Here is a 13,790-nt window from a genome sequence, read left to right as displayed (position 1 = left end):
AGACAAAAGGGCAATGGAGAGGGAGGCTTGTGATGGCAAAGGTAGCATTCTTGGGATTGGGCGTGATGGGGTTCCCCATGGCAGGCCATCTGGCGGCCAGTGGACATGAGGTCACGGTCTACAACCGCAGCCCCGCAAAGCGCGACGCCTGGGTCGCCAAACATGGCGGGCGCGCAGCCGCCACCCCGCGAGAGGCTGCGATGGGGCAAGACTTCGTGATGGCCTGTGTGGGCAATGATGACGACCTGCGCGGGGTCTGCACCGGGCCGGACGGCGCCTTTGCGGGCATGACAAAAGACGCGATCTTTGTCGATCACACCACGGTCTCGGCACAGGTTACGCGCGAAATGGCAGCCCTTGCTGCCGAACTGGGCCTTGGTTTTGTCGACGCACCGGTGTCTGGCGGGCAGGCAGGCGCTGAGAATGGCGCGCTTTCGGTGATGTGCGGCGGCTCGGAAGATGCTTATGCAAGCGCCGAGCCGGTGATCAACGCCTATGCCCGCATCTGCCGGCGTCTGGGCGCATCGGGCGCGGGCCAGATCGCCAAGATGATGAACCAGATCTGCATCGCCGGTCTGGTGCAGGGCCTGTCCGAGGCGTTGGCCTTTGGCGAAAAAGCCGGTCTGGACGGCGCGGCGGTGATCGAGGTGATCAGTCAGGGTGCTGCAGGATCATGGCAGATGCAAAACCGCTACAAAACCATGCTTGAGGATAAATTCGACCATGGTTTTGCAGTGGATTGGATGCGCAAGGATCTTGGCATCTGCCTTGCCACCGCCAATGACATCGGCGCATCCTTGCCGGTCACGGCGCTTGTTGATCAGTTCTACAAGGACGTGCAGCGCATGGGCGGCGGCCGCAATGACACCAGCAGCCTGATCCGCCGTCTGCGGTAATCAGACCTGCCGCATTCATCTTGGCAAGAATACTCCCGCCGGAGGCGTCCGACGTCCGCGGCGGGAATTTCGTTCAGGGAATGATGCGATTGTATTTCACACCGGTCAGTGTCGCGCCTGCGATGAACCCCTGCTGGCCAAAGACCAGCGCGATAACAGGCTCCATTTCGGTGGTTTCCTTGCCCAAGGACGCGCCTTGCGCCGGGGTGGCATAGCGCACATCGGCTCCGGCAGCCCAGCCGGGGCTGCGACGGAACTGACCCAAGGCGCCTTCAGTCATGAAAAACAGCGCATGTGCATATTGCTGTGCGCCGATCTGCAACCCGAATGTGGCGCGGGTGGCGGAGTAATAATCCACCGTCACGCCGCCCACGCGCAAGGCACCGCGCCCGTAGCCGCCACCATAGATCAAGCCTGCTTCGGTGATCAGCGGCATGATCAGCACGCCAGCGGCACGGTTGGCCAGATCTCGGGTGCCGGGAAAGCTGGAATACAGGAATTGCTCGGTCGAGTTGACGCGGGCATCAATCTGAGCCGATCCGGCGCTGCCAACACCATTGCCGCAGGCTGCCAAAAGCCCGCTGGCCCCTGTCGCTCCAAGGAATGTTCGTCTGGAAAGTCCGCTGAATACGGTCATTATATGCTGCCTTATGCCTCTCGTGGTCGCCGCGCGGCGCTTGGGGTTCTTTTGACCCTCTGACACCAGATATAGCGGCATTGCACGCAAATGTCATGAGCTTATGCAGCGGGTGGCGGGGGTTTGCCGATAAAACCCGCCAGATCAGACGCGCCAGATCAGGCCCGACCATCGCGGATGGCGCGGGCGACCTCGGGGGCGAAATAGGTCAGCACTCCATCACACCCGGCCCGGCGAAACGCCATCAGGCTTTCCAGCATGACCCGCTCGCCATCAATCCAGCCGTTCTGGGCCGCCGCCTTGATCATCGCGTATTCTCCCGACACCTGATAGGCATAGGTCGGCGCGCCAAAGGTTGCCTTGACCCGGTGGCAGATGTCCAGATAGGGCATCCCCGGTTTCACCATGACCATATCCGCGCCTTCGGTCAGATCACGTTCGATCAGCCGCAACGCTTCGTCGCTGTTGGCCGGGTTCATCTGATAGGTTTTCTTGTCGCCCTTCAGCGCCCCCGACGCCCCCACCGCATCGCGGAACGGGCCATAAAAGGCGCTCGCGTATTTGGCCGAATAGGACATGATCGCCACATCCTTGTGGCCCGCAGCCTCCAGCGCCGCCCGCATTGCCCCGATCCGGCCATCCATCATGTCAGACGGGCCAAGGATATCGGCCCCGGCTTCCGCCTGCGCCAATGACATCGCGACCAGCGCCTCGATGGTTTCATCGTTCAGGATGATCCCGTCACGCACCAGCCCGTCGTGGCCATTGGCGTTATAGGGGTCCAGCGCCACATCGGTCATCACGGCAATATCGGGCACCGCCGCCTTGATCGCACGAATGGCACGGTTGGCCAGATTGTCTGGGTTCCACGCTTCGGCGCAATCTTCGGTCTTTTTCGCAGGGTCGGTATAGGGAAACAGGCAGATCGCCGGAATGCCAAGGGTTGCCGCCTCCTCAGCCGCCTTGACCACCAGATCCACGCTCAACCGCTCCACCCCCGGCATTGACGCGATCGGTTCACGCAACCCCGCGCCATCGCGCACAAACATCGGCCAGATCAGATCATTGACTGACAGAGTGTTTTCTTGTGCCAAAGCGCGCAAGGCGGCAGATTTGCGCAGACGGCGGAAACGCAAGGTGGGTGTTGGGGCAACGGTCAGGCGCATGTTCGGGGCTCGCATCTGGTCAGGGGCTTGCAGCTTTTGCACTTGCCTGCCATGGAAAGGCGCGGCGCTGCAAGCCTTGCGCGCGACTTCAGGCAAAAGGTGCGACTCCTCTTGGAATGGTATTCCCTTATTTTCCTGCTGATTGATATGCGATCCTTTTCCAGCCTCTGGTATTGGATTTTTCTGGCCGTGCTGTGGTCGTCGGTCAGCCATTGGGTGCTTGGTGTGCCCTTTGACCTGATTACCCGCGCTCGCAGGCAGGGTGCAGAGGCGGCAGAGGATCTCGCTGTTGTGGTGCAGATCAATGCGCGGCGGATGCTGTATATCTCGCGCAATGGTGGGTTGTGGGTCATCGGATTCGTGTTCTTCTTGCTGACCGTTCTGGGCATGCTGGCCATTTTGTATCAGATCGAACTGGCGCAAGCGGTGTTGCTGATGTTCGCACCGATGGTTCTTGTGGCCTATCTGACATTGCGTCTGGCGCTGCGGGTGGAAACGGATGCGCCCGAAGGCGCGGTGCTGGTGCGGTTGCTGATGCGGCACAGGTTTCTGGTGCAACTGATCGGCATGATCTCGATTTTTGTGACCGCGCTGTTTGGCATGTATCAAAACATGACATGATCAAAATCGCACCTTTGGTCCGGCCCTTGACGGTCGGGTAAACGGGCGTAGTTAAGGGCGCGATGACCAAAACAATTTCCCCTGACCGTATCGTGCTGGGTGGCGCACCCGAGGGCTTTGACGCCCGGCTTGTCGCGCGCGAACTTGGGCGCGGGGGCGCAGTGATCCATGTCGCCCGCGATGACAAACGGATGGAGGCGATGCGCATTGCCCTTTCGGTGATGGCGCCGCAAGCCGTGGTGCTGGATTTCCCGGCCTGGGACTGTCTGCCCTATGACCGGGTGTCGCCCAACCCTGACATTGCCGCGCGCCGCATGGCCACGCTGGCGGCCCTTGCCGCCGGGGTGCCGGGGCCGTTTGTGCTGCTCACCACGCTGAACGCCGCAACTCAGCGCGTGCCAAGCCGCGCCACGGTGGCGGCCAGCAGCTTTACCGCGCAAGTCGGCAAACGGGTGGATGAAGCCCAACTGAAAGGCTTTTTGTCGCGCATGGGCTTTTCGCCGGTGTCCACCGTGGCAGAGGCCGGCGACTACGCCTTGCGCGGCGGTATCATTGATATTTACCCGCCCGGCCATCCCGGCCCGGTGCGGCTGGATTTCTTTGGCGATGTGCTGGATGGTTTGCGCCGCTTTGATCCGGTTACGCAGCGCACGGTGGAAAAGCTGACCGCAGTTGACCTGTCGCCTGTGTCCGAGGTCATTCTTGATGAAGCGTCGATCACCCGCTTCCGGCAGGCATACCGCATCGAGTTCGGCGTCGGTGGCGCCGATGATCCGCTGTATGAAGCGGTGAGTGCAGGGCGCAAGCATCAGGGGATGGAGCATTGGCTTGGCCTGTTCCATGACCGACTGGAGACGCTGTTCGACTATCTGCCGGACGCCTCGGTGATGCTGGATGATCAGGTGACCCCGATGCGGCTGTCGCGTTGGGACGGCATTGACGACGCCTACGATTCCCGGCGCGAGGCGATGACAGCCAAGGGCCGGCTGGATACGGTCTACAAACCCGCCGCACCGGGTTTGCTGTATCTGGACGACACTGCATGGGAGGCCGCAATCGCAGCGCATCGTGTGGTGCAACTGTCGCCCCATGCGCAAAGCCCCGGTCCCGGCATACTGGATGCCAGCGGACGGTTGGGGCGCAGCTTTGCGCCAGAGCGACAGATGGAATCTATAAGCCTTTTCGGTGCCTTGGCCGATCATCTTCGGGCTTTGCGCGAGGATTGTCAGGTGGTCATCGCGTCATGGTCAGAGGGCGCGCGGGAACGGCTTGAAGGATTGCTGCAAGATCAGGGCGTAAGTGGTCTGATCCGTATCAAGGATTTCCGCGATGTGCCGGACGGGCGGGGCGGCTTGTTCTTGCTGGTCTGGGCGCTCGAATCTGGGTTTGTCGCCCCCGGTCTGGCGGTGATTTCCGAGCAGGATGTCTTGGGTGACCGCATGGTCGGCAAGCCCCGCCGCAAGCGCAAGGCCGACAACTTCCTGCGCGAAGTCGATACGCTGACGCCGGGCGATCTGGTGGTGCATGTCGAACATGGCGTGGGCCGCTATCTGGGGCTGGAGACGATCACCGCACTTGGCGCGCCACATGCTTGCGTGGCGCTGGAATATGCAGACAGTGCAAAGCTTTACCTGCCGGTCGAAAATATCGAACTCCTCAGCCGCTATGGTCATGAAGAGGGTCTGCTTGACCGTCTGGGCGGTGGTGCGTGGCAGGCGAAAAAGGCAAAGCTAAAGGAACGCATCAAGGAAATCGCTGACCGCCTGATGCGGATTGCGGCTGAGCGCGCGCTGCGCCATGCGCCAATACTGGAGGCGCCCCACAGCATATGGGAGGCGTTTGCAGCCCGCTTTCCGTATCAGGAAACCGATGACCAGTTGGCGGCGATTGCCGATGTGGTCGCCGATCTGGAAAAAGGCAGCCCGATGGACCGTCTGGTTGTGGGCGACGTGGGCTTTGGCAAGACCGAAGTGGCGATGCGCGCCGCTTTTGTCGCGGCCCTGGCGGGGATGCAGGTGGCAGTGATTTGCCCCACAACCCTGCTCGCCCGCCAGCACTACCGCAGCTTTGTCGAACGGTTTCGCGGATTTCCCATCACCATCAAACCCTTGTCTCGGTTTGTCAGCGCAAAGGATGCGAATGCCACGCGTGCGGCGATGACCGATGGCACGGTCGATATTGTGGTGGGCACCCATGCTCTGTTGGCCAAGGGCGTGAAATTCAAAAACCTCGGCTTGCTTGTCATTGATGAGGAACAGCATTTCGGCGTCAGCCATAAGGAACGGCTAAAGGAAATGCGGTCGGAAATCCACGTCCTGACCCTGACCGCAACGCCTATCCCCCGCACGCTGCAACTGTCGCTGACCGGGGTGCGTGACCTGTCGATCATTGCGACGCCTCCGGTAGACCGCCTTGCTATCCGCACCTATGTCAGTGAATTTGACACCGTGACCATCCGCGAGGCGCTGTTGCGTGAACGCTTCCGGGGCGGGCAGTCATTCTATGTGGTGCCGCGCATTTCCGACCTGCCCGAGATTGAAGATTTCCTGCGCAACCATGTGCCAGAGGTGTCTTATGTCATCGCCCATGGCCAGTTGGCGGCGGGCGATCTGGATGACCGGATGAACCAGTTCTACGACGGCAAATATGATGTGCTGCTGGCCACAACGATTGTGGAATCGGGTCTGGATATTCCGACCGCGAACACCATGATCATCCACCGCGGCGACATGTTCGGGCTTTCCCAACTGTATCAGATTCGCGGCCGGGTCGGGCGCAGCAAGACGCGGGCTTATTGCTACCTGACCACCAAACCGCGCAGCCCGCTGACCCCGCAGGCGCAAAAGCGGCTTAAGCTTTTGGGAAGCCTTGACAATCTGGGCGCGGGCTTCAACCTTGCCAGCCACGACCTTGACCTGCGCGGCGCGGGTAATCTTTTGGGCGAGGAACAGTCTGGCCATATCCGTGAGGTTGGCTATGAGCTGTATCAGCAGATGCTGGAAGAAACGATTGCCAAAATCAAATCGGGCGAGATCAATGGGTTGTCCCCGATAGATGATCAATGGTCGCCGCAGTTGAACCTTGGCCTGCCGGTGATGATCCCGGAAGATTACGTCGTCGATCTGGATGTGCGGCTCGGCCTTTATCGCCGCTTGTCGGGTCTGGCCACCAAGGTAGAGCTGGAAGGTTTTGCCGCCGAGCTGATCGACCGCTTCGGCCCGCTCCCGCGCGAGGTCAACACGCTGATGCTGATTGTGCGGATCAAGGCGATGGCAAAGCGCGCCGGGATCAGCCGTATTGATGCCGGGCCAAAGGGGGCCACGATTCAGTTCCACAACGACAAATTCGGCAACCCGGCGGGGCTGGTTGATTTCATCAAGGCCGAGGGTGTGGGAGCAAAGGTGCAGGGCAACAAGATTGTGCTGCTGCGCGACTGGAAATCAGACGCCGACCGGATCAAGGGCGCCTTTGCCATCGCCCGTGATCTTGCAGAAAAGATTGTGCGGCCAAAGGGGTAGTGTTAACCTCTGTTAACATTTTCTTTTGACGGATTTTTTTTATGTCTTTTTCTCTTGCTGTCGCATTGGGTCTGGCATCGCTTTTTCCCGATATGACCAGCCCGACCCCTCTGGCTGGCTCGCAGTCTGTGTGGCAAGCGCAGGCCTATGATTGTTCGAACAAGACCTGCAAGCAGATCTCGTCCTGCGCCGAGGCATGTTACAAGTTGAAGGTCTGTGGTCATCACAAACGGGATGCCGACAATGACGGCATCCCCTGTGAAAATCTGTGCTCCCGCCCCTGTGAGTAAGGGTCAAAGCCTGCGCGCCACCAGATAGGCCAGCCCGGTAAAGACGGCCACACCGATCATCAACGGCAAAGGCGTGCCGTTGAACGCCAGCCCGACCGGGGCCGCCAGCAGCACCGAAAACACGGTGGACAACGCCCCCACCACTGATGCCGCCATGCCCGCGATATGGCCCACTGGTTCGAGCGCCAAGGCGTTCAGGTTGCCGATGGTCATGCCGACCATGAAGAACACACCGATCGTCCAGATCAGATAGGCAAGGAACTCTACCGGGAATACGTCTGGGGCGGGCCACAGGGCCAGCGCAAAGGCGATGACGAAGGCACCTGATACCAGCGCTTGCGTGGCGAACGACACCAGCACCAGCCGCCGCATCCCCAACCGCATCACCAAAGACGCGTTCAGCAGTGATGAAGTGCCCGCGATCAATGCAATCAGCGCGAAGTACAGCGGAAAGCTTTCTGCCCGGCCATAGGTCTGGTCAAAAAGCTGTTGGGTTGACGAGAGCGTGCCAAACAGCGCCGCAAATCCAAGCGTTTGCGCCAGTACAGACAGGCGAATGCTGCGCACCCCCAGCACTTCGCGCAGCGCGGCCCACAACGGGGCTGCGCGAAACGGCCGGCGCTCGGCTCGGGCCAGAGTTTCAGGTTGGCGAATGGTCAGCCACAGCACGGTGATTCCGGAAAACAGCAAAAATGCGAGAAAAATGCTGCGCCAGCCAAAGCCCGCAATGATGAACTGGCCCAGAAGCGGGGCTACGGCGGGCACCAGCGTAAAGATCATCATGGCAAAGCTGACAATCCGCGCCATCCGCGCCCCGGAATGTAGATCGCGCACCAAAGCGAGCGACACCACCCGCGGCCCCGCAGCCCCAAGACCCTGCAACACGCGAGCGGCCAGCATGGTTTCCAGCGTGGGCGCTGCATATGCCAGCAAAGCACCCGCGCAATACAGCACCGCGCCCGCGACAATCACTGTCTTGCGGCCATAGCTGTCTGACAATGGCCCGGCAAATAGCGTCCCGAGCCCCATGCCAAAGACAAAGCTGGTCAGGATAAGCTGCGCCTTGTTCGGGGCATCAGGGCTGAGTTCCGCCGCGATTTCGGGCAGGGCAGGCAGCATCGCGTCGATAGAGAACGCGATGGTGGCAAAAAGCATGGCGATCAGTGCGATAAACTCGGTCTGACCAAGGGCGCGCTGTGGGGGCAGGCTGTATGACATGAACTGTCCTTTCCGCGCTTCGCTAGCATGCGCGGGCAGGGGGAACCATGGCCCTAGCTGCCTGTCGTCTGTGCGTGACCGCGCAGTTCGGCGATAACTTCGGCCCAGACCTGCGGCGCCTGTGCGCCCGAGATGACGTATTGATTGCCGATGATAAAGCACGGAACGCCCGCCACGCCCTTTTGTCGGGCATGGATATCGCGGGCTTTCAGGGCCTCGCTGTCTTCATCCGTCGCCAAAAGCCGTGTGGTCAGGGCGCGGTCCATGCCTGCGGCTTCGGCGATATCGGCCAAAGTGCTGGCATCGTTGATATCGCGCCCCTCGCGCCAGTAAGCGCGGAACAGGGCCGATACGATGGCAGTTTGCCGCCCCTCCAGCCCCGCCCAGTGAATCAGCCGATGCGCGTTCAGTGAGTTGGGCATCTTGGAAATGGTGGAAAAGTCGATGGCCAGCCCCGCATCACGCGCAGCCTGTTCGACGCGGGCGTAAATCTCGACCGCCTTTGCCTTGCCTCCGAACTTGGCTTCCAGATAGGCGGCCCGGTCCACACCCTCGGGCGGCATGCCGGGGTTCAGCTGGAACGGGTGCCATTCAATCTCGAACGGATGGTCAGGAGCAGATTCCAGCGCACGGTCAAGGTTGGCCTTGCCGATGTAGCACCATGGGCAAACGGGATCAGAGAAAATATCAAGCTTTATCACAGCGTCCCCATGGCGCGCAGGGCGCGGCGGTTGAGTTTGGCATTGGCCCCGCGCGGCAGGGCGGGCAGGTGGCGAAACAGTCGTGGCTGCTTATAGCGCGCCAGATGGGTCGCGGCATGGGCGTTCAGCGCGGTGTCATCCAGCGGCGCTGCTGCGGTGTAAAAGCAGGCAATCACCGTAACGCCGGGTTTGACCTCGATCTCGGTCACGGCTGCCTCCAGCAGACCCGGAAAGCGCGCCATTGCGGCCTCAACTTCAACCGGGCTGACCCGGTAGCCGCCCGCGTTCATCTGATCATCATCGCGGCCCAGATAGGTGACAGCACCCTGATCATCGATCACGATGGAATCGCCGGTCAGAAACCAGCCACCCGACAGCCGCGCCGCTGTCGCCTCGGGCGCATCCAGATAGCCCAGCATCAGGCCCGGATCACGGCGGTCGATTGCCATCTGGCCGGGTGTGCCGCGCGGAACAGGGCTAAGATCAGGCCCAAGCGCCGCAATGCGCCGCCCGGTCTGGGCAAAGCCGGTGGCTCCGGCAGGTGCTGCACGGGTGGGAGATTCTGACACAAAGGTCGAGATTTCGGACATCCCAAGCGCCTCACAGATTGGCGTGCCTGTCGCCTTGACCCAAGCCGCCCGCGTGTCATCGCCCAGCTTTTCTCCCGCTGACAACCCATGGCGCAGGCGCGGCAAGGCGGGCAAGGTCGCGCGCAACATCTGACGATAGACACCGGGGGCGGCGGCAAAGATGGTGGCCTCATGCCGTTGTATCAGCGCGGGCAGGTCCGCCGCCTCGACGCCAGTGCCGGGGATCAGCGCAGTTGCCCCCACGCACCACGGGTCCATCAAGCCGGTCCCCAGCGTATAGGTCCAGTTGAACGCGCCCGCATGCAGCAAACGGTCGCTCTCGCCCAAGCCCTCCCAGCCCGCATGCATCATGGAGCGCGCAAGGATGGCGCGGTGCGCATGGACCACCGCCATCGGGCTGCCCGAGGTGCCGGAGGTGAAGATGATGTAACCGGGCCGGTCAGGGTCGCCCAGATGAAAGGGCGCAGGCGGCAGGCGTTCCATCGCGCGAATGTCTGCATCGGTGATGATCGGGCAGAACTGCCCGTCGGGCAAGGCCACACCAGAGCTGGCCACAATAAGCCGCGGGGCGATGCGCGCAGCCATCGGGCTGATTTCGGCGCTGGTCAGTTGCGCCGAGGTCGCAACCGGCACCATGCCAGCCGCAAGTGCACCCAGAAACAGGATCGGAAATTCCACTTGATTGGCCAACCGCATCAGAATGCGGTCCCCCGGTTGCAGGCCGGCCGCGCGCAAACCCGTCGCGCATCCCAGAACCGCCGCCAACAGACGGGCATAGCTCCACGCATCAGCGTCGTTGAGCTTGATGATCTGCAAGGCCAGCTTGTCCGGCAGCCGCGCCGCCGGTTTTGCAAGAACATGCTGCGCCATATTGAACGGCGCGGGCACAGTCGGGGCGGGGCCAGTATCAATTAGGGCTAACATGGGTTTGTGCCTAATCTGCCATGCCGGGCGCTGCAATCCCCATCTGCAATCCCAAAGGTTGCGCGCCTGAAAAGGCCAGACGCCTCCGGCGGGAGTGTTTTCAAAGCAGCAAACCAAAGGACGTGCCCCTTGTTGTTGCTGCTTTCCAAATACTCATCTTGCGACAGAGCACAAAGGCTCCACAGCCAAAGGATCGTCGTGACGGCAGGTTTAGCCGACCCAGCCCGCCACGCGGTTTGCACCACCAGAGATGTCGCGGCCAATGCCTTCGACCGTTGCACAGCCCGACAGGGCCATCAGGGCGGCCGCAGCCACCATCATAGAGAGTTTACGCATGTTTCTGCCCGTTTCTTGTTCTTACTGCTCATACCACCAGACGTCTGGCTGAAATCCGATCCAGTCGCCATAGAGCGGCGGGCGCTCGGGGAATTTGAGTTCCTTGCGATGCGCCAGCCGCGAGATATCAGAATACCACATTGGCACCACATATCTACCCGTGGTCAGCACGCGGTCCAGGGCCTGTGTCGCGGCTGCAAAGGTGCCTTGATCGGGGGCGTTCAGCATGGTGTTGATCATCGCCTCGGCGGCGGGAGAACTCATGCCCATCCAGTTGCGAGTGCCGGGATCTGTCACGCCCGCCGACCCCCAGTAAAGCGTCTGCTCATTGCCGGGTGACAGCGACAGGCTGCGGATATAGTGTGTCATGTCAAAGGCATAGGTATTGGTTCGCTCGATATACTGTGCGTTGTCTACCGTGGTCACGCGGGCGTTGATGCCCAGACGCTTGAGCCCTTCAACATAGATCTCGGCCGCCGAGATCATGTCGCGCGCACCGTTCACCAGAAGGATTTCAAAGCCGACAGGCTGGCCTGCGGGATCTTTCAGCGCGCCCGCGTCAATCGTATAGCCTGCCTCGGCCAGCAGGGCGGTCGCCGCGCGGATGTTGCTGCGATTGGCCTCGGACCCGTCGCCCGTGGGCACGGCATAGCCGTCCAGTGCGCCGGGCAACAGGTCGGCGCGGAACGGCTCCAGCAAGGCCAGAACCTCACCTTCCGCCGGGGTGCCGGGGGTGAAACCAAGCGGCGAGTTGCCGAAATAGGACTGGATACGCGGATTGGCCCCGCCGTTCAGGGTCTGGTTTACAAGTTCAAAATTGAAGGCAAGGATCATCGCCTCGCGCACGCGCCAATCGGCGAACAGCGGGCGGCGGGTGTTCATCACAAAGCCCTCTATCCCCGACGGGCGGCTGTGCGGAATTTCGGATTTCACCACCTCACCCGACCGGATTTCGGGCCAGTCATACGAGTTACCCCATTTCGCCGGGTTGGTTTCACGCCATGAGGTGATCAGACCGCCCTTGAACGCCTCAAATACCACGCCGCCATCGCCGAAATAGTCATAGCGGACTTCGTCAAAGTTGTGCTGGCCACGGTTGAAGGGCAGATCCTTGCCCCACCAGTCGGAGTTCTTTTTGTAGCTGATGTATTTGCCAGTCTCAAACCCGGCCACCACATAGGGGCCGGACCCGATGGGGGCCTCTAATGTGCTGTCTTCGAACACCTTGCCCTCCCATTGTGCCTTTTGCAGGATCGGGCGCAGGCCGAGGATGAGGGGCAGTTCGCGGTCAGTGGTGTTGAAGGTAAAGCGGATCGAGCGCGGCCCGGTGATCTCGGTGCTGCCGATCTTGTTCCATGCGGTGTGATAGCGCGGGTTGCCAAGAGTGCCCAAGGTTTCAAACGACCAGCGTACGTCTTCGACGGTCACCGGGCTGCCGTCAGAGAATCGGGCTGCCTCACGCAAAGTAAATTCTGCGTAGGTCCGGGCCGCATCTGTGGTGATCGATTCGGCCAAAAGGCCGTACATGGTGAAGGGTTCGTCGTAAGACCGGCCCATCAGCGTTTCTACCGTAAGGGCCGAAAGACCCGCTGGGGCACGGCCCTTTAGAATGAACGGGTTCATCGAGTCAAAGCTGCCGGACTCGCCGAAAACGATGCGTCCGCCTTTGGGGGCATCCGGGTTCACATGGGGCAGGGACACAAAATCCGGGGGGAGGGCGGGGTCGCCATACATAGCTATGCCATGGGTCGCAGAATCACCAACCTGTGAAACGGCGAGAGACGGCGTGAGTGCTACTAAAAGCGCCGCAGCAAATCCCTGTGCAAAGTGGAAAAAATTCCGTTCCATTCTGGCGACAATCCCCCGTGGCCTTGGTTTCTTGGTCCCTAGCGTATGGCGGCTTGTGAGCCTTTTCAAACTTTTAACTTGGCCATCGGCAACAAGCGGCGTATATAAGTGCTACTGCTCGATAGGTTTCTTGCCTGTATGAAACCTGCCTCAATAACTTAACGCCGGCTTCGTGCCGGCGTTTTTTTTGGCTTTGCAGGAACGGCCCCCCTGTAATTCGCGTTTGCAGCATGTAACCTGCGCAGCAGCAGCAAAAGGGGAAGACCATGATCCTGAAGGGCAAGACCGCCATCGTTACCGGGTCCAATTCCGGCATTGGTCTGGGTGTGGCCGAAGAACTGGCGCGGGCTGGTGCCGATGTCGTGATCAACAGTTTCACCGACCGCGCCGAAGATCATGCGCTGGCCGCGGCCTTGTCGTCGCGCCATGGCGTGACCGTGCGCTACATCGCAGCCGATATGTCGAATGGTGATGAGTGCCGCCGGCTGATCGCCGACGCGGGGGCTTGCGATATTCTTGTGAACAACGCCGGTATCCAGCATGTGGCCGGGATCGAGGATTTCCCGGTCGACAAGTGGAATGCGATTCTGGCTATCAACCTCAGCTCGGCCTTTCACACCACCGCAGTCGCGCTGCCGATGATGCGGGAAAAGGGCTGGGGCCGGGTGATCAACGTGGCCTCAGCCCATGGGCTGACCGCCAGCCCCTATAAGTCGGCCTATGTGGCGGCCAAGCATGGGGTGGTGGGCTTTACCAAGGTGACGGCACTGGAATGTGCAGGCCAAGGGATCACCGCCAATGCGATCTGCCCCGGCTATGTGCTGACGCCCTTGGTCGAGGCGCAGATCCCCGACCAGATGAAGAAGCACAACTTGGACCGCGATACGGTGATCAAACAGGTGATGCTGGAGCGTCAGCCAAGCCGCGAGTTTGCGACCGTGGAACAGATCGGCGGAACGGCGGTATTTTTGGCCTCTGATGCGGCGGTGCAGATCACCGGGACAACGATTTCGGTCGATGGGGGCTGGACGGCACTATAGCGCCG

12 protein-coding genes are annotated in these 13,790 nt (G+C 61.0%); 5 read left to right on the top strand and 7 right to left on the bottom strand.

The genetic code is table 11. The features are described from left to right. Positions 1 to 32 precede the first annotated feature (32 nt). Positions 33 to 896 carry an NAD(P)-dependent oxidoreductase gene (locus Q8K08_RS17365; RefSeq protein WP_304798039.1) on the top strand — a complete coding sequence of 288 codons (864 nt, stop codon included), beginning with the start codon at positions 33 to 35 and terminating at the stop codon, positions 894 to 896. Positions 897 to 969: 73 nt separating this feature from the next. Here Q8K08_RS17365 and Q8K08_RS17360 read toward each other — a convergent pair whose 3' ends face one another. Then, complete coding sequence (locus Q8K08_RS17360) at positions 970 to 1,533, bottom strand: YSC84-related protein (RefSeq protein ID WP_304798038.1); 564 nt, start codon at positions 1,531 to 1,533, stop codon at positions 970 to 972. 158 nt (positions 1,534 to 1,691) lie between these two features. Continuing rightward, positions 1,692 to 2,699 carry a porphobilinogen synthase gene (gene hemB / locus Q8K08_RS17355; RefSeq protein ID WP_304798037.1) on the bottom strand — a complete coding sequence of 336 codons (1,008 nt, stop codon included), beginning with the start codon at positions 2,697 to 2,699 and terminating at the stop codon, positions 1,692 to 1,694. A 111-nt stretch (positions 2,700 to 2,810) separates the two neighbouring features. Here hemB and Q8K08_RS17350 point away from each other — a divergent pair, with 111 nt between their 5' ends. From Q8K08_RS17350 to Q8K08_RS17340, 3 genes are all read left to right on the top strand, one after another. Then, entirely contained in the window at positions 2,811 to 3,320 is a 510-nt protein-coding gene (locus Q8K08_RS17350) for a component of SufBCD complex (RefSeq protein WP_304798035.1), read from the top strand. A 62-nt stretch (positions 3,321 to 3,382) separates the two neighbouring features. Further along, complete coding sequence (gene mfd / locus Q8K08_RS17345; RefSeq protein WP_305250945.1) at positions 3,383 to 6,838, top strand: transcription-repair coupling factor; 3,456 nt, start codon at positions 3,383 to 3,385, stop codon at positions 6,836 to 6,838. A gap of 41 nt (positions 6,839 to 6,879) precedes the next feature. After that, positions 6,880 to 7,128 carry an excalibur calcium-binding domain-containing protein gene (locus Q8K08_RS17340; protein WP_322573329.1) on the top strand — a complete coding sequence of 83 codons (249 nt, stop codon included), beginning with the start codon at positions 6,880 to 6,882 and terminating at the stop codon, positions 7,126 to 7,128. Between the two features lie 3 nt (positions 7,129 to 7,131). Here the strand turns inward: Q8K08_RS17340 and Q8K08_RS17335 are convergent, their stop codons facing one another. The 5 genes from Q8K08_RS17335 to Q8K08_RS17315 form a co-directional block, all read right to left on the bottom strand. Then, positions 7,132 to 8,346 carry a multidrug effflux MFS transporter gene (locus Q8K08_RS17335; RefSeq protein WP_304798032.1) on the bottom strand — a complete coding sequence of 405 codons (1,215 nt, stop codon included), beginning with the start codon at positions 8,344 to 8,346 and terminating at the stop codon, positions 7,132 to 7,134. Positions 8,347 to 8,399: 53 nt separating this feature from the next. Next, complete coding sequence (locus Q8K08_RS17330) at positions 8,400 to 9,047, bottom strand: DsbA family oxidoreductase (protein WP_304798030.1); 648 nt, start codon at positions 9,045 to 9,047, stop codon at positions 8,400 to 8,402. After that, positions 9,044 to 10,561 carry a class I adenylate-forming enzyme family protein gene (locus tag Q8K08_RS17325; RefSeq protein ID WP_304798028.1) on the bottom strand — a complete coding sequence of 506 codons (1,518 nt, stop codon included), beginning with the start codon at positions 10,559 to 10,561 and terminating at the stop codon, positions 9,044 to 9,046. Before Q8K08_RS17325 ends, Q8K08_RS17330 begins: the two co-directional genes overlap by 4 nt. A 210-nt stretch (positions 10,562 to 10,771) precedes the next feature. Continuing rightward, a complete protein-coding gene (locus Q8K08_RS17320) occupies positions 10,772 to 10,897 on the bottom strand; it encodes a hypothetical protein (protein WP_304798026.1) in 126 nt (41 codons plus the stop codon). Positions 10,898 to 10,918: 21 nt separating this feature from the next. After that, the gene (locus Q8K08_RS17315) at positions 10,919 to 12,745 is read right to left on the bottom strand and encodes an extracellular solute-binding protein (RefSeq protein ID WP_370654109.1); all 1,827 of its coding nucleotides are present in this window, start codon (positions 12,743 to 12,745) and stop codon (positions 10,919 to 10,921) included. 266 nt (positions 12,746 to 13,011) lie between these two features. On the opposite strand from Q8K08_RS17315, the gene Q8K08_RS17310 reads away from it, so the two are divergent. Continuing rightward, positions 13,012 to 13,785 carry a 3-hydroxybutyrate dehydrogenase gene (locus Q8K08_RS17310; RefSeq protein WP_305250944.1) on the top strand — a complete coding sequence of 258 codons (774 nt, stop codon included), beginning with the start codon at positions 13,012 to 13,014 and terminating at the stop codon, positions 13,783 to 13,785. Positions 13,786 to 13,790: the final 5 nt, after the last annotated feature.

Origin of the sequence: Pseudotabrizicola sp., assembly GCF_030684215.1 — a bacterium.
Taxonomy (GTDB): Bacteria; Pseudomonadota; Alphaproteobacteria; order Rhodobacterales; family Rhodobacteraceae; genus Pseudotabrizicola.
This window is presented reverse-complemented; position numbering and strand designations above follow the sequence as displayed.